24 protein-coding genes are annotated in these 25,658 nt (G+C 49.9%); 12 read left to right on the top strand and 12 right to left on the bottom strand.

Annotated features, from left to right (window positions below):
- Positions 1 to 7: 7 nt before the first annotated feature.
- The 4 genes from J2T14_RS25480 to J2T14_RS31000 all read left to right on the top strand — a co-directional run bounded on the left by J2T14_RS25480 (position 8) and on the right by J2T14_RS31000 (position 4,726).
- On the top strand, positions 8 to 1,276 hold the full coding sequence (locus J2T14_RS25480) for a family 43 glycosylhydrolase (RefSeq protein WP_307475421.1): 1,269 nt from the start codon (positions 8 to 10) through the stop codon (positions 1,274 to 1,276).
- A gap of 97 nt (positions 1,277 to 1,373) precedes the next feature.
- A complete protein-coding gene (locus tag J2T14_RS25475; protein ID WP_307475419.1) occupies positions 1,374 to 3,437 on the top strand; it encodes a glycosyl hydrolase 115 family protein in 2,064 nt (687 codons plus the stop codon).
- Between the two features lie 73 nt (positions 3,438 to 3,510).
- Positions 3,511 to 4,200 (top strand): rhamnogalacturonan acetylesterase, encoded by a 690-nt coding sequence (locus J2T14_RS25470; protein WP_307475417.1) that lies wholly within the window; start codon positions 3,511 to 3,513, stop codon positions 4,198 to 4,200.
- A 265-nt stretch (positions 4,201 to 4,465) separates the two neighbouring features.
- The gene (locus tag J2T14_RS31000; RefSeq protein WP_373458200.1) at positions 4,466 to 4,726 is read left to right on the top strand and encodes a hypothetical protein; all 261 of its coding nucleotides are present in this window, start codon (positions 4,466 to 4,468) and stop codon (positions 4,724 to 4,726) included.
- Positions 4,727 to 4,765: 39 nt separating this feature from the next.
- On the opposite strand, the gene J2T14_RS25465 is transcribed toward J2T14_RS31000, so the two are convergent.
- Positions 4,766 to 5,668, bottom strand: coding sequence for an SDR family oxidoreductase (locus J2T14_RS25465; protein ID WP_307475415.1), 903 nt, complete (start codon positions 5,666 to 5,668; stop codon positions 4,766 to 4,768).
- A 137-nt stretch (positions 5,669 to 5,805) separates the two neighbouring features.
- Between J2T14_RS25465 and J2T14_RS25460 the strand changes: the two genes are divergently transcribed.
- On the top strand, positions 5,806 to 6,135 hold the full coding sequence (locus J2T14_RS25460; RefSeq protein WP_307475413.1) for a winged helix-turn-helix transcriptional regulator: 330 nt from the start codon (positions 5,806 to 5,808) through the stop codon (positions 6,133 to 6,135).
- Between the two features lie 516 nt (positions 6,136 to 6,651).
- Here the strand turns inward: J2T14_RS25460 and glgP are convergent.
- Positions 6,652 to 8,844: an alpha-glucan family phosphorylase gene (gene glgP, locus J2T14_RS25455; protein ID WP_307475411.1), complete on the bottom strand. Its 2,193-nt coding sequence runs from the start codon at positions 8,842 to 8,844 to the stop codon at positions 6,652 to 6,654.
- Between the two features lie 318 nt (positions 8,845 to 9,162).
- Between glgP and J2T14_RS25450 the strand changes: the two genes are divergently transcribed.
- Positions 9,163 to 9,327, top strand: a complete 165-nt coding sequence (locus J2T14_RS25450; protein ID WP_307475409.1) for a LamG-like jellyroll fold domain-containing protein — start codon at positions 9,163 to 9,165, stop codon at positions 9,325 to 9,327.
- Between the two features lie 121 nt (positions 9,328 to 9,448).
- Here the strand turns inward: J2T14_RS25450 and J2T14_RS25445 are convergent, their stop codons facing one another.
- Positions 9,449 to 10,015 (bottom strand): helix-turn-helix domain-containing protein, encoded by a 567-nt coding sequence (locus tag J2T14_RS25445; RefSeq protein WP_307475407.1) that lies wholly within the window; start codon positions 10,013 to 10,015, stop codon positions 9,449 to 9,451.
- A gap of 277 nt (positions 10,016 to 10,292) precedes the next feature.
- Here J2T14_RS25445 and J2T14_RS25440 point away from each other — a divergent pair, with 277 nt between their 5' ends.
- The 3 genes from J2T14_RS25440 (at position 10,293) to J2T14_RS25430 (ending at position 12,533) form a co-directional block, all read left to right on the top strand.
- Positions 10,293 to 11,288, top strand: a complete 996-nt coding sequence (locus J2T14_RS25440; protein WP_307475406.1) for a Gfo/Idh/MocA family protein — start codon at positions 10,293 to 10,295, stop codon at positions 11,286 to 11,288.
- Positions 11,285 to 12,061: a sugar phosphate isomerase/epimerase family protein gene (locus J2T14_RS25435; protein WP_307475404.1), complete on the top strand. Its 777-nt coding sequence runs from the start codon at positions 11,285 to 11,287 to the stop codon at positions 12,059 to 12,061. The genes J2T14_RS25440 and J2T14_RS25435 overlap by 4 nt, the downstream gene beginning before the upstream one ends.
- Before the next feature lie 109 nt (positions 12,062 to 12,170).
- Positions 12,171 to 12,533: a cupin domain-containing protein gene (locus tag J2T14_RS25430; RefSeq protein ID WP_307204984.1), complete on the top strand. Its 363-nt coding sequence runs from the start codon at positions 12,171 to 12,173 to the stop codon at positions 12,531 to 12,533.
- A gap of 153 nt (positions 12,534 to 12,686) precedes the next feature.
- On the opposite strand, the gene J2T14_RS25425 is transcribed toward J2T14_RS25430, so the two are convergent.
- The 6 genes from J2T14_RS25425 to J2T14_RS25400 all read right to left on the bottom strand — a co-directional run bounded on the left by J2T14_RS25425 (position 12,687) and on the right by J2T14_RS25400 (position 20,386).
- Entirely contained in the window at positions 12,687 to 14,222 is a 1,536-nt protein-coding gene (locus J2T14_RS25425) for an ABC transporter substrate-binding protein (protein ID WP_307475402.1), read from the bottom strand.
- 32 nt (positions 14,223 to 14,254) lie between these two features.
- Entirely contained in the window at positions 14,255 to 15,016 is a 762-nt protein-coding gene (locus tag J2T14_RS25420; RefSeq protein ID WP_307475400.1) for a response regulator transcription factor, read from the bottom strand.
- Positions 14,991 to 16,754, bottom strand: a complete 1,764-nt coding sequence (locus tag J2T14_RS25415) for a sensor histidine kinase (protein ID WP_307475398.1) — start codon at positions 16,752 to 16,754, stop codon at positions 14,991 to 14,993. Before J2T14_RS25415 ends, J2T14_RS25420 begins: the two co-directional genes overlap by 26 nt.
- A 146-nt stretch (positions 16,755 to 16,900) precedes the next feature.
- Entirely contained in the window at positions 16,901 to 18,400 is a 1,500-nt protein-coding gene (locus J2T14_RS25410) for an ABC transporter substrate-binding protein (RefSeq protein WP_307204988.1), read from the bottom strand.
- 87 nt (positions 18,401 to 18,487) lie between these two features.
- Positions 18,488 to 19,417, bottom strand: a complete 930-nt coding sequence (locus J2T14_RS25405) for a carbohydrate ABC transporter permease (RefSeq protein WP_307475396.1) — start codon at positions 19,415 to 19,417, stop codon at positions 18,488 to 18,490.
- Positions 19,418 to 19,429: 12 nt separating this feature from the next.
- Positions 19,430 to 20,386 carry an ABC transporter permease gene (locus J2T14_RS25400; protein WP_307475394.1) on the bottom strand — a complete coding sequence of 319 codons (957 nt, stop codon included), beginning with the start codon at positions 20,384 to 20,386 and terminating at the stop codon, positions 19,430 to 19,432.
- Between the two features lie 296 nt (positions 20,387 to 20,682).
- On the opposite strand from J2T14_RS25400, the gene J2T14_RS25395 reads away from it, so the two are divergent.
- Both J2T14_RS25395 and J2T14_RS25390 read left to right on the top strand, forming a co-directional pair.
- Positions 20,683 to 21,423, top strand: coding sequence for an S-layer homology domain-containing protein (locus J2T14_RS25395; RefSeq protein WP_307475392.1), 741 nt, complete (start codon positions 20,683 to 20,685; stop codon positions 21,421 to 21,423).
- A 191-nt stretch (positions 21,424 to 21,614) separates the two neighbouring features.
- Positions 21,615 to 22,415, top strand: a complete 801-nt coding sequence (locus J2T14_RS25390) for a sensor domain-containing protein (RefSeq protein ID WP_307475390.1) — start codon at positions 21,615 to 21,617, stop codon at positions 22,413 to 22,415.
- Positions 22,416 to 22,705: 290 nt separating this feature from the next.
- On the opposite strand, the gene J2T14_RS25385 is transcribed toward J2T14_RS25390, so the two are convergent.
- Positions 22,706 to 23,434, bottom strand: coding sequence for an SDR family oxidoreductase (locus J2T14_RS25385; protein WP_307475388.1), 729 nt, complete (start codon positions 23,432 to 23,434; stop codon positions 22,706 to 22,708).
- A gap of 175 nt (positions 23,435 to 23,609) precedes the next feature.
- Here J2T14_RS25385 and J2T14_RS25380 point away from each other — a divergent pair, with 175 nt between their 5' ends.
- Positions 23,610 to 24,530 carry an AraC family transcriptional regulator gene (locus tag J2T14_RS25380; protein WP_307475386.1) on the top strand — a complete coding sequence of 307 codons (921 nt, stop codon included), beginning with the start codon at positions 23,610 to 23,612 and terminating at the stop codon, positions 24,528 to 24,530.
- 89 nt (positions 24,531 to 24,619) lie between these two features.
- On the opposite strand, the gene J2T14_RS25375 is transcribed toward J2T14_RS25380, so the two are convergent.
- Together J2T14_RS25375 and J2T14_RS25370 are read right to left on the bottom strand one after the other, a co-directional pair.
- The gene (locus J2T14_RS25375; RefSeq protein ID WP_307475384.1) at positions 24,620 to 25,138 is read right to left on the bottom strand and encodes a hypothetical protein; all 519 of its coding nucleotides are present in this window, start codon (positions 25,136 to 25,138) and stop codon (positions 24,620 to 24,622) included.
- Complete coding sequence (locus J2T14_RS25370) at positions 25,135 to 25,608, bottom strand: hypothetical protein (protein WP_307475382.1); 474 nt, start codon at positions 25,606 to 25,608, stop codon at positions 25,135 to 25,137. Before J2T14_RS25370 ends, J2T14_RS25375 begins: the two co-directional genes overlap by 4 nt.
- Between the last annotated feature and the right edge of the window lie 50 nt (positions 25,609 to 25,658).

Genomic DNA, 25,658 nt, shown 5'->3' with positions numbered 1-25,658 from the left:
TAAAATCATGATGAATAAAGCTTATATTTTCAATGGGGTACCGTGGTTCGATCAAAATGGGGAGACGGTCAATGCACACGGTGCTTGTATGTTAAAGGAAGGAGATAAATACTATCTTTTTGGAGAATACAAAACGAACGATGTTAATAAGTTCGTGGGTTTTTCGTGTTACTCCTCTTATAACCTATCGGATTGGCATTTTGAAGGCTTGGCATTGCCGCCGCAGGAGCAAGGGCTTCTTGGGCCTGATCGAATTGGAGAACGGGTAAAGGTATTAAAGAATCATAAAACCGACACCTTTGTCATGTTGATGCACACGGATAATTTGAAATACGCGGATCCGTGCATAGGGCTTGCGACTTGCGATACGATTGACGGTACATTCAAGTTTCAAGGATTGCTGCTTTTCGAAGGGAAGCCCATAAGAATGTGGGATATGGGCACCTTCGTTGACGAGAATGGAACAGCTTATTTATTGCTTCACGAGGGCGACATTTATCGGTTAAGCGATGACTGTCTGACCGCAGTAGAAAAGGTTGCGGAAAATATTGCGCCTGGCGGTGAATCACCGGCCATGTTCCGCCACGGGGACAACTATTTTATGATGTTTTCCAATAAAACGAGTTGGGAAAGAAATGACAACTATTATTTCGTTTCGAACAACTTACATGGACCTTGGAAAGAACAAGGATTATTTTGTCCGAAAGGCAGTTTAACCTATAACTCTCAGTGTTCCTTTGTCTTTTCGTTAGAAGCAGATGGGGAAACAGTACCGATTTATATGGGGGATCGTTGGTCATTTCCTCGTCAAGCTTCAAGCGCCACACAGGTTTGGCTGCCCATCACAGTTCGAGAAGACATTTGCTCCATCCCTGAATATTGGCCGGTATGGGCGAGTGAATCGATTTCCCAGGTTTTTCTAGAAGGCATGAATGAACCTTTGCCGTCTCGTTCAAATGGGCGAGGAGATTCAGTGAGTTATCCCTTTGAAGGATCACAAATTATGGTTTACGGGATAAGTGATTGTCATGGCGGCTATGCGGAGTTTTCCATCTATGATGACACAGGCGAACGTATTCATCACGCAATTATTGATTTTTACAGTTTGGTGCCGGATTCCAATATGAAATACGTTTCCCCGAAACTTTCACATGGAAGCTATACGCTGAAAGTCGGAGTAATGGGCGAAAATGGGGTCTGGTATAAAAAAGACGGTACGCAATTCGGCAGTGATGACTACTTCGTAACACTTGAAAGTGTTAAAGTCTGCACTTGACCTGAAACTGCTCGGCTCGTTGAAGGGCTGACGGCTTCATTAAAAGGAGAGACTTTGAGCTCCGCTCGAAGATCCCTATAATAGGAGGAAACTTAAGTTGGCGCTTATCATTGACCGTAATACGACTTACCGCATTCCGAAAAATCCGGCTTCGCCAATCCGCCATGCTTTGGAAATGGTGAAGCGGGACCATGAACAGGTTTTTGGCGCTATTCCAAGACTCATCTCGGCGGAGGATGAGCAGGCCGACGTGGTCGTCCGCTATGCTGTGCCCGAAGACCGGTGCCCGGAACGGCCGGAAGCGTTTAGCTTCCGCTTCGTGAAGGATGGTGGCAGAACACAGCTTCACATTGTTGCGGGCGACGATCTCGGACTGGTCTACGGCATGCTCGAATATAGCGGAAAGCACCTCGGCGTCGATCCGTTCTGGTTCTGGGCGGACCTTCCTCCCGTGCGGCGAAGCCGCGTCGAGCTTCCGGAGTGCGATTGCGATTCGACGGAGCCGTTCGTCCGGTTCCGCGGTTGGTTCGTCAACGACGAGGTGTGCCTGATCGGCTGGAAGGATGAGTATCCGCCGACTCGCGAGGTATGGCAGCCTGTATTTGAAGCGCTGCTGCGCTGCGGAGGGAATATGGTCATTCCCGGCACCGACCTGCCGAGGCACGGCGTGCATGCCGATCTGGCTGCGGAGATGGGATTATGGATTACCCATCACCATGCAGAGCCATTGGGCGCCGAGATGTTTCTGAGAGCGTATGAAGGAAAGAAAGCGAGCTATCAAGAGAACCCGGAGATGTTCGAAGCATTATGGGAAGAAGCGATCGAGAAGCAGAAGGACCGCAACATTGTTTGGGTACTATCTTTCCGGGGACAAGGAGATCAGCCTTTCTGGATTCAGGATCCCGCATTCGACACGCCCGAGAAGCGCGGTGAAATGATCAGCCGAGTCGTACGCAAACAATACGAGATGGTCCGCAGCAAGGTGACCGATCCGCAGTGCTGCGTCGCGTTGTATGGGGAGATCTCCGAATTGTACAAAGCAGGGTATATCTCCATTCCCGATGACATTATCAAGGTATGGGCAGATAACGGATACGGCAAGATGGTGTCCCGCCGCAACGGCAACGAAAACCTGCGAATTCCGTCCTTGCCCGGTCCAGCGGATGACGGCAAGCACGGCATTTACTACCATGTGACGTTCCACGATCTTCAGGCCTCCAATCATTTGTCGTTATTCCCGGCTCCAGCGAAGTTGATCACAGATGAGGTAATGAATTCATTTCGGGCTCGCGCGAAGGATTACGTGCTCGTGAATAGCGGCAACATCCGGCCGCATGTCTATACGCTGGACTTGATACGGGAGCTGTGGACGCGGGGGGAGGCGGATACGGATGAGCATCTTGGGTCGTTTGTCCGTCGGATGTTCCCTTCAGGTTCTTCGGAAATCGCCGAGATGTTCCGCGACTATGCACGGCGGACGATTCCTTATGGCCCGAACGATGACGACCGGGCGGGGGACGAGTTCTATCACCATCCGGCCCGTCAAATCGTCGGACACTGGTTGCAGGGAAGATCGGAACATAGGGATCGCCGCTTGTATTGGGCGACGGGAGTAGCCGATTTTCCGGAGCAAGTTGAATGGTTTCGCCGGACATGCGCGGATGCCGTCCAGGGGTGGCGCGAGCTGAAGGAACGGATCGAACGGCTGCTTCCAGAGCTTGCGGAACCGGATCGCCGCCGGCTGAAGGATCATTTGCTGCTGCACGTAGAGCTGCATTTATCCGGCTGCGAGGGCTTCGACGCACTTGGGAGATCGTACTCCGCTTACCGTGAAGGAAACTATCCGCTGGCGTTCGTGTATGCATCGCAAGCGATGTGGAACTATCGGAAGGGCCAAGTCGCGCTGCAGGAAGCCGAGCATGGAAAGTGGGCTCATTTCTTCCGGGCGGACTGGCTGACGAATATCGAGAGCACGGTGCAAAATATGGACACGCTTCGCCGCTGGCTGCGCATGCACGGCGACAGCCCCGATTTCTTCGCGTGGTACAAGCGTTTTCTGATGCCGGAAACGGAGAAATATATTTATTTGGAGAACACGCACCGCAATCCTCTCTCGGATGACGAGCTGGCTATGAGGCTGGCGGATAAGTTCGGCGTTTAAGCGTCAATTTTAAGGGTTTCTTGCTGTCATTCTTGAACATTTATTAACATTCGGTGGTCGGTGGTGAGATATTTTGGGAAAAACAACGATTTATTTGGCCGGCGATTCGACAATGGCGGATTATCCGCCTGAATCGCACCCTATGCAAGGCTGGGGGAACAAGCTCCATTTATTTATCCCCGATTCCGCTCGGGTCATGAATAAGGCCGTGTGCGGGAGAAGCTCCAAGAGCTTTATCGAGGAAGGAAGGCTCGAAGAAATTTTACAGACGATCAAGCCGGGCGACTTCTTGTTTATTCAATTCGGTCACAACGACAGTAAGGAAGATGCCGAAAGACATACAAGTCCCTGGAGCACGTACCATCGGTATCTATGGCAGTATATCGACGGAGCGAGAGCGAAGGGGGCGCATCCCGTGCTCATCTCGTCCATTTGCCGCAGACATTTTGACGTTGATGGCCTATTAATCAACACTCATGGCGACTATCCAAGATCGATGGAAGCGCTCGCCGTTCAGGAGAAAGTCCCTTTTATCGATCTGTGCGGCCGAAGCGCCGTCGCGTTCAAGGAAATGGGAGACGCCAAATCGAGAGAATGGCTGACCTGGCTGCGCCCTGGCGAACATCGGAATTACCCTGAAGGGATCGAAGACAATACGCATCTGAATGAGCAAGGTGCAGAGGCTGTCGCACGAATGGTGGCCGATGCCATCATCAAGCTGAACCTGAATGTTGGAACATTATTCGGTACGAACAACAAGTAACACAAATGTAAATCGCAATTTAATGATCTTTGCCAATCCATTGGAAGTCAATCCTCCGAGTCCTACCGACCCTGATGTCATCTATCTTGGACCGGGACTTTATCAACAGGACTATCCCGTGTCAAGCGGCAAGACGCTTTACATCGCTGGTGGAGCGGTCATCCAGGCGGGATTAATATGGATAATGCCACCAATGCCAAAGTTATAGGCCGTGGTGTGCTTGATCGTCCCGATAAAATAGGAAAATCCGCTCACTATACAAAATGTGGATGGGATAGATGTATTTGGCGGTAAAAATATTACTATCAATGACGTATTTTTCCGTACTCATGATGATTGTATCGCGATATACGGTGCGCGCGCAAATGCTGGAAAAGTCTGGTATGGAGATACCCAAAATGTTTCGAAGCAAAATGGAACACAGGTTCCACGGATTCTAGCACGATCTGGGTATTCGAGAAACAGTAAGTATGAAATGAAACCAGCAAGGACCGGAATCGCCAAAGGGCATTCCGGTCCTTGTTGAGTTAAAGGTTCTTTTCGTAAATGGATGAGCTAATTCCGTTTACTCAGTGACGGGTGCGAACAATCCATGCTGCACGGCTTGTTTCACCCACTCTATGAGCGGGGTGCCCGGTACAGCAGTACGCATTTCGTCAATGACTTGGTCTGGCTTTGGCAGTAAATGAGAATTTAATCCAATCCATTTGTACGAGTCTGCCAGGCCTGCTGCCGTTTCCTTGCCCAGCATTGGAGCTAACGCTTCTTCGAACGCTTCCACTGGGAGAGGGAAGAACTGTATCTCCCGATCCAATGCGGCACTGAATTGCTCAGCCAATTGATTGCCGGTCAGCGCCTCAGGTCCTACGATAGGCAACGCCTGCCCTGCCAGCTCCGGATGGTTTAGCGCATATACGCCGTAAGCAGCCGCATCTTCCATGCTGATCCAGGCGATTGCACGATCGGCTGGTACAGGATAAGCCAATGTTTGGTTGCCTACAACGCCGGGGATAAGGAAGTTTTCCATATAAAATACAGGTTGAAGGATGATAGACGGAATTCCGCTTTGCTTTACATAAGCAATCAATTCATTTTTACTATCATTGGCAGCGACACCTGTAACATCATCCGGAACGATACCGCTGGTATTAATAACGAGAAGCTTAACATTTGCATGTTTGGCTGCATCGACAGTATTGCGGATAAATTCGCGTATGCGCTCCAGGTTAAATTCCACAGGCAACAGCAGGAACACTTTGCTGACTCCGTCATGAGCTGGAGTGAGACTTCCTGCATCCGAAAGATCGCCAACAAAGGCTGTAATGCCTTGTTTTTGAAGCTGAGCGGCCTTTTCCGAACTTCTCACGATCGTATGAACAGCGTATCCTTCTTTCAGAAGCTTGCGTGCGACTGCGCCGCCTTGCACGCCGCCAGCTCCATAAACCAATATTTTTTCCTTCGTTTCCATTGTTCATCATCCTTTCGTTTACTAAAAGTAATTTAGTGGGTATAGTTTTATAATAAAGATATAGAATGCATTTTGTAAGTACGCACATTAGGGATATATAGTATCCTTGAGGATACCTTAAGAAGGAGGGAAGCGGAGTGGATAATCAACACTCACAATGCTCACAATGTCCGGTTGAATTTACGGTCAATATGGTTGGAGGCAAGTATAAGCTGCTCATTTTGCACAAGCTTGCGACTCATGGCGTTCGACGGTTCAATGAACTGAGAAGGGAATTTCCCGATATTACGCAGCGTACACTCACTCGCCAGCTGCGTGAGCTCGAAAGCGATGGGCTGATTAACCGGCAAGTGTATTCTGAAATCCCACCCAAGGTAGAGTATTCGCTATCAGAGACCGGGAAGAGTCTTTATCCCATCCTCCTCCAAATAGAGAAATGGGGCTTAAACTATCTCGCAAATAACTAAAAATAAAGCGATGCTTCGTACCCGTTGTTGCGGCGTTATGTAAAAAGGGTTGCGGGTCTGTGAGCGACAAAAAGTCCCCACCTGTTCACCATGATGGGGACTTTTATGATCTAGCAATGCTGGGGCCTTGATATAGATGCAGATATTTTCCAGTAACGATTTGATGCTGCAAAAGCAATACATTCAAATGTCTAATGAGATTTCCGTTGATCTCTTCAAGCAAGCGATTCACTGCTGTTATTCCGATTTCGCTTACAGCGTATCGTACGGAGCATAACCTGGGACGGTTCGATCGAAAATTTAAGCGCTGCGATTATATTTGTAGCCGTTCCGACCATAGCGATGTATTTATTCATTCTTACAGAGATACATTTTCTCGGGGGTTGTTGCAGGAGCTGTATATGAATAGGTTTACTCTGACATCACGGGATATTTAGTTTGAGTTGGCGTTATGACACAAAAGAAACAGCTAGGTGAATCCCTGGCTGTTTCTTTTGTGTCATATACAATAATGGATTAAGACGTATAAGGTACTGCCCCCCAGGCGGCCAGCTCCATCTCGAAATCGTTGGCGAAATCCGAGCTGATCGGCGTGACCCGCACGTTCGCGTTAGACTTCCAGATGTTGATCGAGTCGTTGGGAGAAACGCCCTCATAGATATATAGTCCCTTGGCCTGCTGCTGAACAGGATCCAGCTTCGCCTTCCAGATGCCACGGCTGCCGCCTGCGCCGACCGCCTCCACGCGAACGTCCTTGTGCCAGATAGCGCCGAGCCCGATTTCGGCGCGGAAGGCTATCTTGTTCAGCCCGATCCTGCTGCTATGGTCGGCCAGAATTTCCACTTTCCTGACGCTGACGGCTGACCAGTGGTCACGGATGAATTGCTTGTAGGCGGCCACCCTTGATGCGACCTCGAAATTGTCCGCGACGAACCGCCTCCCCCTTGCGATTGCGGGGACATACACCTTGTGCCAGTAATCGCTTACCATTCTGCGGGTGTTAAAGACGGGCGCGAGTGAGCTGATCGATTCCTTCATCATGTTGATCCATTCCGTCGGGACCGCGTGCTCCCCCCGCTTGTAGAACAACGGAACAATCTCTTCTTCGAACAGTCGGTAAAGCGTTTCGCTGTCCTGCTGGTCTTGCTGATCAGGGTCGGTGTCTGTCGCGCCTTCGATGGCCCAGCCGTTTCGCCCATTGTAACCTTCCACCCACCAACCGTCTAGTACGCTGCAGTTGAGTACTCCGTTCATGGCCGCCTTTTGTCCGCTTGTGCCGCTCGCTTCCATTGGCTTCACGGGCGTGTTGAGCCAAACGTCAACGCCTTGGACCAGCTTTTTCGCCTTATCCATCGCATAGTTGTCCACGATGTAAACGCGGCCTTTGAACCTTTCCTCCCGGGATATCTCCACAATTCTTCGGATCAGTTCCTTTCCCGGTCCGTCCGCGGGATGCGCCTTTCCGGCGAAAACGAGGCAGACCGGGCGCTGTGGATCGTTCAGGATGTGCGCGAGCCTCTCTAGGTCGCGGAAGATGAGCAACGCCCGCTTATAAGTCGCAAACCGCCTGGCGAAACCGACGATCAACGGCCCATCACCGGACAAGTCAAGCGGCAGGCCGAGCTCCCGGACCATCTCGGATTTCGCCCGCTGATGCTCCTCCCATAGCTGGGTGGCTGGGATATCCCGAACAGCAGCCCACACGTCCAGTTCTTCGGAGCGGACGGCCCAGTCGGACGGGAGGTACCGGTCGAACAGCATCTTCATACCGTCAGCCAGCCACGTCCCGATATGGACGCCGTTCGTGACCGAATATATTGGAATGTCCTGTCTCGGTATATGCGGCATCCAGCCGTGGAATAGGTCCCGGGTCACCTCGCCGTGCAGCTTGCTCACCCCGTTCACCTTAGAGGACGTGCTGACCGCAAGACGCGTCATGTTGAACGTGCCGTTCAAGCGGCCGAGCGACAGTACCTGCTCCCTGTCCGTCCCGAGTTGCCAGTAATAGTCGCAGAAATAACGGTCCATCATGTCGATGGAGAAGACGTCGTGCCCTGCCGGAACCGGGGTGTGCGTTGTAAAGACGGTGCTCGCCTTGACTGTCTCGAGTGCCGTCTCGAACGGCACGCCTTCTGCGGACAGCATGCGGATACGCTCGAGCGCCAGGAACGCTGAGTGTCCTTCATTCATATGCCAGACTTCCGGCTGGATGCCCAGCGCAGCAAGCAGTCTTGCACCGCCGATGCCGAGGATCATCTCCTGGCTTATGCGAACATCTTGTTCACTCGGATAGAGTGTGTCGGTCAAACGGCGGTCCTCGTCGCTATTCGATTCAACGTCGGTATTGAGCAGGTACAGCGTGACCGAGCCCACCTGCACGGACCACGCTTTCGCATAAACTTGCCTGCCGCCCACCCTAACTTCGATGATGAGAGGCCGTTCCTCGGCATCCCTCACGAGCTGAACAGGGTAGGTGCTCGCCTCCGGATCGATATAGGGATACAGATGCTGCTGCGAACCGCCCTCGTTGATGCTCTGTTGGAAATAACCTTTACTATAAAATATGCCTACGCCCGTAATCGGAATATTCATGTCTGCGGCCGCCTTGATATGATCGCCTGCTAACACGCCAAGGCCGCCCGAGTAAATTGGTAAGGACTCGTCAAGTCCGAACTCTGCCGAGAAATAAGCTACACCGCCGTTTGGCATTATCCCACCTCATTTTCGCGAAAAATTGCGCTTTGTCGTGTAAGCGCCTGATTTGATGCCTCTATACCATATGCCGGGTTGCGGTACACGTGCCTATGGCAAGCAGGAGCCATAGTATGGGCAACCCCGGCAGGCCGCGTCAACTGAGATCCTTGCCGACCTGCCACTGAGCGTTCGCATAGGTCGGATTTCATTTCGGTCCGCAGCTGGTCGTTTGGTCCGAACATCACAAAAATGGACAGTGTCATTCGAAAAATGATCCGTAGATGGGGCAGAAAAATATGAACTGCAATGACGATATGAAGGAGGAGTCGACAGATGCAAGCGGATACAACGCGTTATGGGACTCATGCGAGTTCCACCAGGCAATATTGGATTGGCCGCTCCCAGAACAACGATCCATACCTCAATGGACGAGTGGATGACTTCCGTATTTATAACAAAGCTCTTGCTGCCGCTGAGATTGCTGCCCTTGCTCAATAGATCTCGATAGAAAAAGCAATAAGCCATCCTATAGAGGTGGCTTATTGCTTTTCGGCATTTTACAGTTCTGTGCTGCAATTATTCGAAGAGCTCTTCCTCGTCAAGGAGCGCTCCCGGATGATTAGCCTCCTTCATGGGGCTTGGACTGAAGTTCGGTGAATACCGCCAAGTATTTCACTTCTTCGGAAAGCGGAACGACAGTATGCTCATGCAGCGAATTAAAATAAAGGCTGTCTCCTGCGGCGAGTTGATATTCCGTGCTTCCGACGTTGTATCTCATCTTCCCGGAAATGACGTAAATGAATTCTTCGCCATCGTGCGAGAAGGTATGTTTATTTATATCGCCCTGACGTGCAATGAATATATACGGTTGCATGATCTTGTTGTGCCTGGTGGAGGCGAAGGCGAAGAACGAGTACCCCTTGTTGGTATTCAGCCATTTGCTGACATCCTCGTACTGGCTCGCACTCACCATCACTGTATCGTTGCTGGTCTGCTCTTCAAGCAGATCGGAGACCTTGACGCCCAGGGCGTTGGCAATCTTCATTAGTGTCGATACGGCCGGCATGGCGCTGCCGCTCTCGATTTTCGAAAGCATGCTTTTGGTAATTCCGCATATTTCCGCGATTTCTTCCTGTGTACGCTTCTGTTCTCTGCGTATTAGCCGTATCCGTTTTCCCAGATCCATAAGTACCTCTTTCATCGTACGATAGTTTTCTTGTTTAATATACTTCAACTAGGTTGAACTTGCAACAAAACTACATAGTAAACTCGATTAATTACTTTATCTTAGAGATAGACATCTTAGAGATAGCGCTTGCAATGGATTAATGCATGATGTATTATGATCTAAGTTCAACTTGGTTGAATATTGATTAATTTGGTGTAATAAATATTGATCTTGTTGATTTGAATTTGGAAAGAACGACCTAATCCTATTCATCATTCAAGGAGGAGAAAGATTCATGAAAACTTACAAGGTTGGTTTGATCGGTGCAGGCGGAGTGACGGAACTTCACCTGATTGGCTACCAGGGTCACAAGGATCGGGTGGAAGTGACGGCCATCTGCGACCCGAACGAAGAAACTCTTAACCGCAAAGCGGACCAATTTGGTATCCCGCAACGGTTTTCTAATGTAGATGATTTCATCCGGAGCAGCGGAGTGGATGTGGCCATCGTGTGCACACCTACTTCTATCCGCAAGCAAGTTGTTATTCCGCTTCTGGAAGCTGGTTTCCCGCTGTTTGTCGAGAAGCCGTTCTCCGATACACTGGGGGATGCCGTTGAGATTACAAATAGGGCTGCAAAGCTGGGCGTACCGGTATCCGTCAACCAGAATTTCCGCAGACATTTTACGTTTGATGTCGTGAAAGGAATCGTGAACGAGGGCAAGATCGGGAAGGTAACCTCGATTCTGTTCAATAACCTGTTCTTCCGCCAGGATAGCGGCTGGCGTTTGCAGTGCGAGCGGCACGCGCTCTCCGTTATGGGCATTCACTGGTTTGACGGCTTCCGCCAAATCCTGGGATCGGAAGCCGTGTCGGTGACGAGCCTGATGCGTTCGTCCTCGGCGATCGAATGCGCAGGCGAAACCGACGCTACCGTTCAGGTTGACTTTGAGAACGGAGCGATCGCTACGTACGTCCAGAGTTTCTCTTCATCGTTTCCGAGAACCGAAATGATTGTAATCGGCGAAACGGGTACTCTGTTCTGCACACATGGCAAGGTGGAGTTGTACCGTGAGGAGTCGAAGTCCCCGCTACAAACCTGGGACAACAATATCTCGCGAGAAATTGCGACGTTCGAGGGACTGAATCATTTGCTGGTATCGCTGGAGACCGGAGCCGAAGCTCCGAACAGTGCGCAGGACAACCTGAACACAGTCGCCATGCTGGATGCGGCGTACCGATCCGCAGCGGAGCAGCGGACCGTTTCGCTTAGAAAGGGCTTAACGACATGAGCCTGAAATTCGCTTTCTCACGGCCTACCCAATCGGACGAAGAGACGGGCCTGCTGTTCAGGGAATACCGGACGGCGGGATATGCGGGTTTGCAGCTAAAGATGGGCCAATACGCTCCGTATCTGCAGGAGCCTGAGCGTTTCATGGAGGAGTGGGGATCGTTGCCGGGGATAACATCCGCCTTGATAGCGGGGTGCGGTCTCGACGACGATGGCCGCTCCAGTCTGGAATCGCTGTTCGCCTTCGGGAAACGCATCGGAGCCGAACGCATCATAATCTGTCATGGCATTTCCCGCAAACACGTTACGCATGACGACATACGCGGCTATGCCGATGTACTGTCGGAGCTTGGCAAAGCGGCTGAGCAGCAGGGGTTGGCGCTGTCGCTTCACCATCATTTTGACCAGCCCGTCATGTACCGAGAGGATTTCGACTTGTTTTTCGGTAGCCTGAAGGAACCAACTGTCGGTTTGACTGTCGATACGGCGCATCTTGTGAAATCGGGGATCTCGGATATCGCCGAACTTATCACGAGCTTCGCCCCATTCATCGACAACTTCCACATGAAGGACTACGCGGGCGGAAATTGGCGTGTGCTGGGAGAGGGAGAGATCGACTTCGAACCTATCTTCCGTGCAATTCGCAGTATCGGGTACGACGGCTGGATATCAGCAGACGAGGAAAGTGGCGGCGACATCCGGGAGGGAATGCGGCAGTGTCTGGATTTTCTGAAGAGCGGCCTGCAGCTGGCTGACAATCCGGACAAGAAGTGAATACAATGAAATCCCCATCGCAACGGGGGATATCGTTTCACCTATGTCAGCATGGGGGGTAACATCATCGCGTTTCAGAACTACACTAAAAAAGCAAAGGAGGACGAAGATGGCGACGATTACGAATTTAAGCAAGCAAGACGAGGGCAGAGTAGCGGACATGGGATGGGGAAAGATTCATTGGTTGTGCGGCAAGGAGATCGACCCCGATGCCGAAATGACATTCGGGATGGTATATATTGAAGCGGGCCAGGAAAACAATCGACATATCCATCCGAATTGCGAGGAGATTATCTTCGTCCTGTCCGGCGAATGTGATCATTCTCTCGGTGACGATGTGTTCCGCCTGGAGCCAGGCATGATGCTGCGCATTCCCCGCGGTGTTCCCCACAATGCCAGGGTCACGAGCTGGGAGCCCTGTCGGATGATTATCGCCTATTCATCGGCGGATCGGCAGACGATTGGCGAATAAGGGAAAGGTTACTGCGAAAAACCAACATAGCAACCAGAGTTAGCCACCCGCGCATACGAAGGGGCTGTCCCTAAGCCATTGGCTTGGGACAGCCCCTTTTCACAATACGGCGAAAGGTAAGGTAGGTGCACTTGAATGATATTGTCAGGTGAGTTAACGCCCCGTCATTGCACCCGCCTCACTACGCCGCGCATCCAACTGCTTCTGAACTTCGTTTCTTACTTCTTCAATGCCCGCTTGCTTCAGCTCCTCGTTAAACTTGGGGAGGATCGAGTCGACATCGACGGTACCCGTCATGAGGCTTGGATAATATTTCTTCCAAACCATCTCAACGTTATCGATTTGGGAGGTCAGCTTGGATAGATCGGGAGTAAAGCCGAGAACGGCGGACTTGATGGCTTGCGCGTTGTATTCGCGGAATAGCTCCCATTTATCGAGGGGTTCCGGGTTATCGCCGCCCATGGTTCTCAGGATAAACCAGTTGCCCTGCGTATATTGGACTCCCGCATAGCTTGCCGGCGCATCCGGGATCGGGTTGCCATGGCTGTCTTTGCCGGGAATGGGGATCGCTTGTCCTTGTTCATTCAGCGTGTAATGAACGCCTTCGATACCATAATTGAATAAGTTTCGTATTTCGGGGTCGGTATTGAGCAGATTCAGAAACTTAATGCTTTCAATGGGATGCTTGGTGTTGGCATTGACGGCCATGATTCCTCCACGGACCGATTCCGTCGTGACGACGCTAGGAGTTACGGGATTCGATACGACCTTGTAGCCGCGATCCTTGCTCCAAGTCGTCTCCGAGAGCGGTCCGCCGCCTGACGATTTCCAGAACACTTTATCCCCGCGCTTAAGTCCGCCAGGCTCCCGGAGCGCCGCGTCTTTGTTAATGAAGCCCTCCTTGTAATAGCGCCGCAAGGTGTCCAATACCTGCCGTGCTTCCTTTGTTTCGAAGATATTCACGACCTTGGCGTCAGGGTCCAGTGATTTCACCATCAAGGGAACCTTATGGTTCACGATATATTCGTAGCCATAGAGAGCGAAGAAATTATGCGAATCGCGATCTAGCTCCATGGGGATATAGGTCTGCTCATTCTGCTGAATCATCCGGAACAAAGGTTCAAGCGATTCCAGCGTATTGTACTTGGCAATGTCGATATTGTACTTGTTCACGATGGAAGCAGGGTACATCCAATGATCGCGCACGGCCAGTTCTTTATTGGTCGGCACGCCATATATGCCGCCATCATTCATTTGCAGTCCTTGCCAAAAGGTTGGGTCAATGGCGTCGTACATATCTTTACCCAGACTTGTCAGATAGCCGTCAAGTCTTAGCCATGCACCGCGCATCGTGGTGGTTGCATAGTTGGGAGCAAAAGCAATGTCGAAAGGAGTTCCTGCGGATATTAGCGTGTTCAGCCGGTCTTCATACTCCTGCCAACCAATCTTAATATAGGTGATGGTCACGCCGATTTTACGAGCCATGATTTCATTGATCTTATCGTTTACGAGCTTCAGATCCTTGTCTGGCTCTCCAATCGTGTAATAGATTAGATTGACCGTGTCGCCTTCGTACTTATCTTCGTTGTTTCTGCTAGGCTGCCGGGAGCAACCGGTCGTATACGCTTCGAGCAGCAGTATAATACTGATTGTGATGAAGATACATCTGTGTCTAGAGCACTTTAGCATCGATATCCTCCTCCTTTCTGCCAAGCTCGCTGTTAACCTTTTCCCCGCAGATCGGAGGGAGATTTTCCGAAAAAAGTATGAAAGTGAGTATAGAAATAATTGAGATTGTTATAGCCGACGGAAAGCGCGATAGAAGAAATCTTCTCATCCGACGATTGAATTCGTTCTTGCGCGAGGAGCATTCGGTAAGCCATGAGATATTCTGAAAATTTCATTTCGGATTCTTTAAGAAATAATTGTCCAAGATATGTGCTGTTCATCTGGAAGCGCTCGGCGACTGATTTCAAGGTGATATTCTGAGCATACTCCGTCTTGATCATCAGCAGAATGCGGTTGACCAGCTTGGATAAGCTGTCATAGCTTACGCCCAGTACGGGATCCTTGTTTAAACTCTCGCAGCTAACGTTACCTATCGTCCCATGGAGATCTTCAACAATAATCTTCTCTATCACTTGCTGCAGCTTTATGCGGTCTACAGGCTTGAGCAAATAGTCTTTGACGCCGCAACGAATGGCCTCTTGGGCATACTTGAATTCGCTATAGCCGCTCATAATGACATATTTCGTAGGGATATGGAGCTCATTGAGTTTGAAGATCGCTTCATAGCCAAGATTTTTGCCAATGCAGACATCAAAAATCGCGACATCCGGCACCAGATCGACAACCATGGACATGGCCGCCTCCGTAGATTCGCAAGTATCGATCCGACTGAAACCGTATTGTTTCCAGTCCAGAATGCGCTTCATTCCCTCCAAAATCTGAGGTTCGTCATCGATAATCAGCAGTTTGTACATGTTCAATCACCTCTTTTGAAATCCGTACGGAAATCTTGACTCCAGCTTCTTCGTTATTCGCAATCTCGATCGAAAAGCTTTTTCCATAAAAAAAGTGAAGTCTGGTGTATACGTTGCGTAAACCGATACTCTCGGAAGAAGGATCGTCATGGTTGGACAGTGTACTTCGCACTGTACGTAAACGGTCCGCATGAATACCGCGCCCGTTATCCACGAATTCCAATACATAATGTTCTTCGGCTTCCCAGCCATTTACGACATACAAGTTAAACGCATTGCTGGTGCTAAAGCCATGGACGAAAAAGTTTTCTGCCAAAGGCTGCATCCAGAATTTCACGGTAGGGATCGAGAGCAACGCTGGCTCTACATTGACTTGATAATAGAAACGTTCCGGATACTTGAATTCCATAATCTCCAAGTACTTCTGCAGCAATTCCAGCTCGCTCGCTATCGAAATAATATTTTCCTTTTTGACGATTTCGCGATAGAGCGCCCCTAGCGTAGCAATGGCATCGGCGGTGTCCCTGTCCTGATTAACAAGGGCAGTGGAGCGGATAACCTCTAACGTATTGTACAGAAAATGAGGGTTGATTTGATTTTGAAGCGCTTTCATTTCAGTCTCTTGCTGTTTGAGTTTTAGCAAATATTCATTGCGGATATGCTTATCCAATTGTTGAATCATATCGTCTAGTTCCCTTGCGATCATGCCGTATTCGTTGCGACGATAACGGGCAGGGCGATTAGGCGTGAAATTGGCTGTTTTTACGCGTCCGATCGATTGAATGATACGGTGCAGGAACCGGGAATCATCCCGCAAATTGTACACAATGAGCAGCAGTACGCTAATCATGGTCGTTAGGACGATCAGAAAGATGGTGATCAGCATGTTGGCATGCTGCCGAATGAGCATGGACAAATCAACGATGCTAACGAATTTGAAATTGAACTTGGTGGACGGGAAGGTGATATAAAAGCTATGTTCGAGAAATCCTTTCGAGCTATAACCGTGACTTCGTCCATTCGCCGCCGCTAGACGGGCTAATTCCTTCAAGTCTTGGTCCTGTTCGTTGCCGATCAGGTAGATATCACCGGAAGCGCTGACCGCCGCAGCCTTTCCCAAACGATAATTGGATATGGATTTAAAGATTTGATCGCTGCTGACCAAGAAGCGAAGCTCCCCCAATTCCTTGGAGCCCAGTGCCAGATCCGATAGTTTCTTGCGATATACGAAGCCTTTTAGAATCGTATCGCGGAAAGCTTCGTCTGTATTGGGAAGACCGAACATGAAGCTTGCAATTCCGTTATCGTTAAAGCGTACGACATTGCCGTATTGGTCGGTATGCAGACTAACCTGCGTTATTCCGCCTTGCGCCCAGCTGTACAGGTAGGTTTTAATATCCTCCGGGAAGGATACCAGCGGCTGCGAGAATTGGCTGTTTTGCAGACTATCGGTCAAGTATCCTTCGGCACTGCTGCTCAAAAAGCTGCGAGCATCATCCATCAGACTATGATTGGAGTATATGCGCTGCATGTAGGCCTCGATTCGGTCGGCATCGTACTGGAGCTCATTCTCTACGCTCGCAAAAGCATTTGCCGCCTCTAATCGGGCATCGCTAATCCATTGATTCAGCAGCATCGCGCAGGTCAGAATGCCAAGCGCGAGACCAATGGTCACGACGAAGACGACATAGGCAATAAACTTGTAACGATAAATTTTGATTTGCAGAAAAGAGCTCATCGAACACCTCAATTGCGGCAGCTCATCGAAAGCAGGTATTTACCACACTACTTTAACATGATTAAGCAAAGCTTCATAGGTAGCGGTAGCAAGAAATAAGCATCCCATACAGAGTGTCTCGATAGGGGATGCTTATTTGTTTTTGCTTACTTGAAGTAGCTGTTAATTTGCTCTTGAGCGGCTTTCATAATCGTGTCCATGCCGGCGGACTTTAATTCCGCGGTAATCTTCGGAATCATTTTCTCCGGATCGGATGCGCCCGTAATGAGTTCGTATTTGTATTTGTCCCATACCGCTTGGCAATTCGCGATTTCGGTCTGAAGATTGCCGATGTCCAGCGCGAAACCGAGTACAGTGGAAGATGTCGCTGCATCGTTCAGCTTTTTAACCTGTTCCCATTGATCCTCGGGAGCGCCTTTGGTAACCGCCAGATTAAAGAATGTGCCTTGGGAGTAAGCTGCCAGCGGCCAAGTATCGGAAATGCGCTCGATTACTTTTTCGCCATCGACATTTTTGTAGTCTACGTCCAGCTCCCCGAATGCCAGCATGTTGCGCAGCTTCGGATCCGTGTTGACCAGTTCGAGGTACTTCAATGCTTCCTTCTTGTATTTCGAATTCGCGGAAATCGCGTTCAGGGAGCCTTGGATCGTACTCGTTGTATAAATAGGTCCGAAGTGCTGAACCATATCGTACTTTTCTATGGCGTCATTGATTTGCCAGCTTATTTCTGCGCCAGGGAACGCCTGCGCGGCAAAGAACGGTCTGCCTTTGTCGTTCTCTGTTTTCGTCGGAGCATCGGGGTTGATAATGCCATCCTGATACCACCCATGCAGGAGCTTCAGATCGGCCATAATGTCGGGCTGCTCGAGAACGGAGACGACCGTGCGCGATGCATCGTCGGTTCTAACGCCGATCGGAGAGAAGCCCAGCGTTAAATCGTCATAATGGTTAAAGAAGCCGTTCAAGCCTTCGCCTTGCGTCATCGGCAACGGGTAGAAGCTCTTGCCTTCGCCGGACTTTATGCTGCGCAGAGGTTGATCAAGATCCTGCAGCGTTTTGATGTTGTTGATGTCGATATTGTACTTCTGCACGTATTTATCATCGTACACCCAATATTGCGTTAGCGATGAATCCTTATAGGTCGGAACGGAATAATATTTGCCGCCGATTTTCGTGCCGTCCCATACCTTTTCGGGGATCAATTTGTATAATTCCGGGGTTTCGCTTTGAACCAGATCCGTGATATCGGCAAAAGCTCCCATAGCTACCTGCTTGCTGTATTTGCCGCTGTTGGTGAACATAATGTCGAACGGTTCGCCCGTATTCACAATCGTGTTTATTTTGGTGTCCCACTCGCCCCAGCTGGCTACCTTGATGTCGATTTTCACGCCGATTTTCTCGGCTGTGTACGCATTCATGGCATCGATCGCTTTGCTGAAGTTATTAGGCACTTGGCCGCCGATGAGCCACCAGACCAACGTCGGAATATCCTTGCTTGGTTCTTCGTTATCCTTTGGCGCATCCGTAGCAGCTGCCTGCGGTTCGTTTGTCGCGGATGGAGAGTTCGAGCCGGAGCAGGCTGCCAAGGCAGCCGCCAGCAGCGTAAGGATACAAAGCGCAGAGATGAGCTTCCAAGATTTCTTCATTTCATTTCCCCCTTATTGAAGTTGTATCACCGTAACGGTTGCACGGTGAACTATGATAAACCAAGCTAGCTTGGTTTATTTCGTTGGTCATCCTTTGACGGCGCCGATCGTTAGTCCGGAAATGAAATATTTCTGGAAGAACGGGTAGGCGAATGCCACGGGCAGAACAATGATAATGGCTACGGCCATGCGGGCGGATTCCTTCGGCATCGTAGCGACAAGCACGGCATAGCTGACGCCCATGCTTGCGGCGTTTTTGGCAAGCGCATCCACATTGCTCATCAAGCTATTCAGCAGTGCCTGCAGAGAATAGAGGTTCTGGTTGTCGATATAGAGCATCGATTGGAACCAATCATTCCAATAAGAAAAGCAGAGGAAGAGTCCAATGGTTGCAATGACCGGCAAGGAGATCGGCAGGATGATGGAAAAGAAGATTCGCTGCTGGCTCGCGCCGTCGATTTCGGCAGATTCGATCAGCCCGTCGGGAATCGTGCTTTTAAAAAAAGTTTTGCAAATGATTACGTTGAACGACGAGACGGCCAGCGGCAGAATAAGCGCCCAGACGCTGTCTTTTAGCTCTAATAAATTGGTATTAATGAAGTAGCTGGATACGAGACCGCCATTGAATATCATCGGGATAAATACGACCCAGGTCAGAAAGCCGTTCAGCTTGTAGGTTGGGCGGGAAAGCACATAGCCCATGGAGGCGGTAAGCAATACGCCGATCGCAGTACCGGCCACGGTTACTAGAGCGGATATGCCGAGCGCCCGCAAAATCATCGTTCCTTGCTTGATGACATAGGCGTAAGCCTCTCCGGACAATGCAATCGGCAGCAAATGATATCCTGTCTCGCGTATGGAGTTCTCGCTGGAAAAGGAAATGGATAGAACAACGACTACGGGTATGACGCAGAGCAGCGCCAAGATGATAAAGATCAGGTTGAAAAAGAAGTCTACGACTTTGCTTGTACGGTTAAATTTCTCAAGCCCTGTTTCGTAAGCCGTTCTCGTTGACAATGTTTTACCTCCTTACATCATCGCGCTATCGGGATCGATTTTGCGGACAATCCAATTAGCGGCCAGAATAGTGGCGCAACCCAGAACGGACTGCACGAATGCGGCAGCGGCTGCCATCCCCAATGTAGCGGATTTCAATTGTTTATAGACCATGACATCGATTGTGGTAGACACGTTGAACAGGGAATTGGAATCTCGCGTGACCTGATAGAACAAGCCGAAATCGGTGTAGAATATACGTCCAACCGCCAAAATAAACAGCATGACGATAACGAGCTTGAGCATGGGCAATGTAATAAATCTCGTCTGCTGCCAAATGGAGGCGCCATCGATAACAGCTGCTTCATAGTAGGTGCTGTCAAGACTTGTGATGGTTGCCAGATAAATGACCATGCCATAGCCTAAGCCTTTCCATATATTCAGAAGAATCAGGAAGTACGGCCAGTAGGCCGGTTCCATATACCAATTAACGGGATCGCCGCCCGCATTGACAAGCATCTGATTGAGAATCCCTTTATCGAAGCTTAGGAACGCCCAGCCTACGGCCGATACGACAACCCAAGATAGGAAGTAGGGGAGGAACATCATCGTCTGATAGACTTTGCTTGCTTTGCGGCTGTGAAGCAGTCCGATCATAATAGCGAATAGAACGGGCAGCACGATGCCTAGAACGATAAAAATAATGTTATATCCGATGGTGTTTCGAATAATGATCCAAGCGTCGTTCGACTTGAATAAGAATTCGAAGTTTTTGAAGCCGACCCAGGGACTGTTAAACACATTGCTTAAGAAGCCGCCGCTGATTCTGAAGTTTTTGAAGGCGATAATAATCCCGAACATAGGCAAGAAACAAAACAAGATATACCAAATCGTCGTAGGCAATGCCAAGAGGGTGAGTTCCGTATCCTGCTTGTGCCAACGTATTCGTAAGCGCTTTCTTTTATTTTGTCGTTCAGCTGCCTGGCTCATGCCTGTCGCTCCTTCCGGTGTTTTCTTGCCTGTATTGCACTCGTTGCGTTCATTGTATACTGGGAGGATCCGACGCTTCTAGACAACAAACTTGATACTATAGTCAACAAACGTTAGATTAAAAAAATCGCTTACAGTCCATGTGCAATAGCTCGAAAGCAAAAAACTTTTTTACAGCGTGAAAAATAATGGGCTCCTCGATTGTATTACTAGTGAAAGGGAAACTTCTTAAGTCAGCCCGGTCTAAAAGTCGAATCTAAAAAAGCACAAACCATTAACTCTACGAGGTGAAAGAAATGAAAACAAAATTCAAAATGATTACTCTATCCACAGTTACCGCTTTAACGTTATCCTTTGCAGGACAAAGCTATGCGGCGATCACCCCTTTCTCGGATATAACGAATGTCGAGGCAAAGGATAAAATTATTGCTTTGCAAGAACAAGGCCTGGTCCACGGTATTTCGGATGACTTATTTGCCCCTAATGCTACCGTCACTGCGGCACAAGGCGTTCAGCTTATTGTTAAAGCCTTGAATCTGAATCTGGATCTCGTTCGATTCCTTGTAGAACCTAAAGCGACGGATTACTTCAAAAACGCAGACAACGATGCGTGGTATGCGAATGCCTTAATTACAGCAAGCGTTAATGGAGTCGTACTGCCGGCAGATTTGGATCCAAACAAGAAATGGACTCGTGAAGAGTTCACTCATCAGCTTATCAGCACCATTGAAACGCACAGCAATCTTCCGCAGATTAAACTTGTTCCCGCCCAGATTAACGATAACGCAGATCTAACCATTGATTATGAAGGATCCATCCAACGTGCACTTGCTTATAACGTAGTGAAGCTGGATGATCAAGGGAACTTCCATCCAAAAGCCGAAATCTCCCGTGCAGAAGCAGCGGTACAAATCTACAATGCACTAGAATACATGAAGGCGCACCCTGCACCATCGCCACAACCAGATCCGGCATCGGAAACAAGCTCCAAAAGGTCTCCATCATCAACAATTCCACAAATACCAGGAACAAAATAAGTTCGTGGGCAATAAAATCGGTTTCATTAGGCCGCCTAAGCATTTGCTGGGCGGTTTTTGTTTTCAATGGAACTTGGATCAATAATAGCCATCATCCTATAGTTAGTCACTTCTCGAATACTCACTGGACCAAGGTCCGGCACCGATTCCATCCGCCGGGAGGATGATGAGACCTAGAAGAAAGGGATACAATGAGAGCAACAAAACGAGAAAGCGTGGTTGTGATCATGAAGAAGCCAAGCGCCTTGCAGGCGTGGAAAATGCTCGTCCTCTCGCTTCCCAAAGGAGTCGCGGCATTCGTAATCATCGTAGCCGGATTGTCCGTTAGCATTCCGCTGTCGGTATTTCTGATCGGCGTACCGTTGCTGGCCGGGACGCTGGTCCTGTGCCGTACGATCATGGTCGGGGAAGCGAACATCGCGGCAGCCTGGCTCCAGGGACAGGAGAGTCCTGCCGCTTCCGCTCCGCCGAGCTCGGCTTCCGGAGAGCAGCAGGGGTGGCGGTCCTGGCTGCTGTCCGTTCTGAAGGATGGAAGATCGTACCGCGGCATCCTGTTCGGGATTATGCAGCTTCCGATCTGCATCGCGGCGTTCACCTTCGCCATCGTACTACCCGTAACGGCTTTTGCGGCGCTGCTCTCGCCTGTCGCTTACGAGGTAAGCATGCGGCTGTTCGATTTTAACTTGTTTTCGAGCGAATGGGGGCTGGACCGCTTGCTCGACTGGAGCTTGACGCCCGCCCAGCGCTCTTGGATCGCCTGCGGGGTCGGGGCGGTATTCGCGATGTTGCTTCCCCTGCTGCTTAAAGGGCTCGGCCGGTGGTACACGGCTTGGATTCTGGGCGTCGCGGGCCCCGAGCCCGTTCGGCGCCAACCAAACCCGGAAGGGGCTTATACCGGCGGAAAGTATACCTTTGAAATGGAAAACCAACAGGGCGGGGTCTTCCAATCGGAATTCGGCACGGATCCCGCTACCCGTAGAAATCGCCCTTAATCTTGCTGGAGAGGCGCTTCCGTAACCGATAAACCGGAAAGCCGGCCAGAGCGTATAATACGCACTGGTCGGCCTCCGTTTTTTTTCTGTCCGGCGAGTGCTGCTGGTCCCCTTGGTGCCGCAAAAATAAAATAAACATGTGAACCAAGCTAAACTGGCAGGTTAATTTAGTTGCAAAAAAAGGCAAATAGGCGGAAGGTTTTTTCTTCCCCTTTTTGCTATGCTGGACGGAATGAAAAGCAGCCGGCCTGATTGTACAGACCGGCTGTCTTTGTCATACTTCACGGAAGCTAAGCCGTGGGCCTGACAACGAGTTCGTTCACATCCACCCCCGCAGGCTGCTCAATGGCGTATGCGATGGCCTGGGCAATGGCGGACGCCGGGAGAGCATTGCGACGGTACGTCCTCATCAGTTCCTTGGCCTCATCATCTGTGATACTATCCGCGAGCTCGGATTCCGTTACTCCCGGTGAAACGAGCGTTACTTGTATGCCGCTGCCCGTCTCCTGCCGCAAACCCTCGGTGATCGCACGTACGGCATACTTGGTTGCGCAATATACCGCTGCTGTCGGAGAGACCTCATAGGCACCGATGGAAGCTATATTGATCATGTGGCCGAAGCCTTGCTCCTTCATGACGGGAAGCCCGGCAGCAATGCCATGAAGAACGCCGCGGATGTTCACATCGATCATCCGGTTCCATTCGTCGATCTTCAAGGCTTCAAGGGGAGAGAGCGGCATCACGCCGGCATTGTTCAATACGACATCGACGCGGCCGAACCTACTCCTGGCCAAGCGGATGATTGCTTGCATCTGGTCAAGCTCTGTCACATCCAGCTGTTGATAGACCACCGAACCGCCTTCTGCATGAATGGCGGATGCCAGCAATTCCAGTCTCTCCATGCGTCTTGCACCCATGACGACATGAGCGCCAAGGCTTGCGAGCAGCCGCGCTGCCGCTTCACCGATACCGCTGCTAGCCCCCGTAATAACAACTACTTTTCCTTTAACTCCTGACATTGGACATCTCTCCTTATTGGTTCAACCTTCTTAAGCTGCAACCGCTTGTTGCAAGATAATTATGGTTCCAATCGAGAAAGAGGCGGTAGCTGGATATTACGTTGGTCTTGCCTAATCCTCCAACAGATTTTATTGTTAAGATAAGTATGGAGAGAAAGGGAGGTGATACATACGTATGGATGAAATGTCCTTTAAGCGGAGTAGGGAATTGGTGCAGCTGATCGATCGATTCGCCGCGCATGATGGTACGCATGAGACGCTGATTCCCGCATTGCGTTTGATTCGCGCGTCGCGTATATCCGAGCCGGTCTATTCCGTCTATGAGCCGTCCCTTTGCATCGTTGCGCAGGGCTCGAAGGTTGTTATGCTGGGGAAAGAGAGCTTCCAGTACGATCCGGACAGCTACTTAACAGCTTCCGTGCATTTACCAATTGCAGGCCAAATCATCGTAGCTTCACGGGAAGCGCCGTATTTAAGCCTTCAATTGCAATTCGATATGACCCAGATTCTCGAAGTCATTCAAGCCTCCGAGCATACAGGCCGCAGCAAACGCGAATCCGGTCGGGGCATAGTGGTCAGCCGAATGAACGATACGCTCTACGATGCTGTTCTGCGTCTTGTCAAAATGCTGGAGATGCCGCAAGATATCCCGGTGATGGCGCCTTATGTCATCCGCGAAATCATATACCGGGTTCTGCGGAATGATCAAAATGCCGCCCTGAAGACGTTTGCTTTAATCGGCAGTCATGCACAGCGGATCGCGAAGGTGATTGAGCGCCTCAACCGCGACTTTGCCTTGCCGCTGCGCATCGATGAATTAGCTGAGGAGGCTCGGATGAGCGCCTCTTCCTTATATGATTACTTCAAGGATGTAACGGGAATGAGCCCGATCCAATACCAGAAACAGATTAGGCTGCAAGAGGCGCGCCGTCTGCTCTTAACCGAAACGACCGAAGCGGCCGAGGCGGCATTTCAGGTCGGCTACGAAAGTCCCTCCCATTTCAGCAGGGAATACGCCCGCATGTTTGGGCTCCCCCCGGTCAGAGACATCCGTCGCTTGCGCGCTACGCTTCTTCCTAGCGGGGGGACTTCATAGGCGAGAACGCGGAGCAGATTGCAACATATGATCAGGGCAACGGGCAAGGAAGGGAGCAAGGGCAAAACTACCTCGAGTAAAGCGCAGCATCAAGCCCAATCGGGACTTGTCTCTTTCTTCGTCCGGTTATAATTGTTCTTGACTGTGTAATAAAACCAAATCATAAAGGTTTGGGAAGCCAAATAAAACACGAAAGAATAGCCTGAATTCCAGCCTTTCTGAAAGTTATAAACGTGTAAACGAACAGCGAACGCTTCGAACGCAACCGCTGCAATGGACCAAGCCAGAACGTATAAGCTGATTTTTAACCCTTCTAACCTCCACCTGTCAAAAACATAAAGAAATAGATACGAAAAAGGGCTATATAAAACGAACGTAACCAAATCGAACCATTCATATTGTTTACTATCGTTTATATCATATAGATCCACCGGAGGGATGCCGAAGTGAAAGTCGGAATACATGGCGATCCCGGATCCAATGAGCAAAAAAACGATCGATATGATGGTTGGAAATCGGCGTGGCAGCATAAGCGTTACGGTTGTGATGACTAAGAAAGAAATAATCAAGAACCATTCGTTGGCATCAAAGCTTTCGGCTAATTTCAAATGGTTACTTCCTTTCGGGCCATGAATCGGATTCTTTTAAAAACCAACAGCGTTAGCAAAACGTTAAAAACCCAATTGGCGACCGAATACCAAACGCTCCAATTGCCGCTATGGCTAAGGACGCCAAGCCATTCGGCCAAATATTCAATTCCGACAAACCCCATGATAAAAAGAACTCCAATTAACCCTTTGATCCACTTGCGATCCAGCGATTCATGGAGTTCCAGATACAACATCATACAAATCGGGACAATGATACTGCGAATCGAATCATATACCAGGAATTGAAGCCAATGATGCGATAATTCGACAAGCTTGTAATTTAAGCCCATCATCCAGAAAAAATTATTTTGGAGCAACAATACGAATACCCATATGACGATTCTTTCGAACAGATGCAGTCGGCGTTTCGTTACGGAGTATGAAAGAAGAAGAAGCACGGAAATGCTGCAAAACACAACGAGAGCCAACGTTTTCCCACCTTAGCCAATAACTTTACATCAATTATTTCCTGGAGCTG

The organism is Paenibacillus harenae, from assembly GCF_030812415.1.
GTDB lineage: Bacteria > Bacillota > Bacilli > Paenibacillales > Paenibacillaceae > Pristimantibacillus > Pristimantibacillus harenae_A.
This window is presented reverse-complemented; position numbering and strand designations above follow the sequence as displayed.

Coding starts and splice junctions, on each gene's coding strand:
- J2T14_RS25480 (WP_307475421.1), top strand. CDS start 8: ATGATGAATAAAGCTTATATTTTCAATGGGGTACCGTGGTTCGATCAA.
- J2T14_RS25465 (WP_307475415.1), bottom strand. CDS start 5,668: ATGGAAACGAAGGAAAAAATATTGGTTTATGGAGCTGGCGGCGTGCAA.
- glgP (WP_307475411.1), bottom strand. CDS start 8,844: ATGCCAAACGGCGGTGTAGCTTATTTCTCGGCAGAGTTCGGACTTGAC.
- J2T14_RS25450 (WP_307475409.1), top strand. CDS start 9,163: ATGCAAGCGGATACAACGCGTTATGGGACTCATGCGAGTTCCACCAGG.
- J2T14_RS25445 (WP_307475407.1), bottom strand. CDS start 10,015: ATGGATCTGGGAAAACGGATACGGCTAATACGCAGAGAACAGAAGCGT.
- J2T14_RS25440 (WP_307475406.1), top strand. CDS start 10,293: ATGAAAACTTACAAGGTTGGTTTGATCGGTGCAGGCGGAGTGACGGAA.
- J2T14_RS25435 (WP_307475404.1), top strand. CDS start 11,285: ATGAGCCTGAAATTCGCTTTCTCACGGCCTACCCAATCGGACGAAGAG.
- J2T14_RS25430 (WP_307204984.1), top strand. CDS start 12,171: ATGGCGACGATTACGAATTTAAGCAAGCAAGACGAGGGCAGAGTAGCG.
- J2T14_RS25425 (WP_307475402.1), bottom strand. CDS start 14,222: ATGCTAAAGTGCTCTAGACACAGATGTATCTTCATCACAATCAGTATT.
- J2T14_RS25420 (WP_307475400.1), bottom strand. CDS start 15,016: ATGTACAAACTGCTGATTATCGATGACGAACCTCAGATTTTGGAGGGA.
- J2T14_RS25415 (WP_307475398.1), bottom strand. CDS start 16,754: ATGAGCTCTTTTCTGCAAATCAAAATTTATCGTTACAAGTTTATTGCC.
- J2T14_RS25410 (WP_307204988.1), bottom strand. CDS start 18,400: ATGAAGAAATCTTGGAAGCTCATCTCTGCGCTTTGTATCCTTACGCTG.
- J2T14_RS25400 (WP_307475394.1), bottom strand. CDS start 20,386: ATGAGCCAGGCAGCTGAACGACAAAATAAAAGAAAGCGCTTACGAATA.
- J2T14_RS25395 (WP_307475392.1), top strand. CDS start 20,683: ATGAAAACAAAATTCAAAATGATTACTCTATCCACAGTTACCGCTTTA.
- J2T14_RS25390 (WP_307475390.1), top strand. CDS start 21,615: ATGAGAGCAACAAAACGAGAAAGCGTGGTTGTGATCATGAAGAAGCCA.
- J2T14_RS25385 (WP_307475388.1), bottom strand. CDS start 23,434: ATGTCAGGAGTTAAAGGAAAAGTAGTTGTTATTACGGGGGCTAGCAGC.
- J2T14_RS25380 (WP_307475386.1), top strand. CDS start 23,610: ATGGATGAAATGTCCTTTAAGCGGAGTAGGGAATTGGTGCAGCTGATC.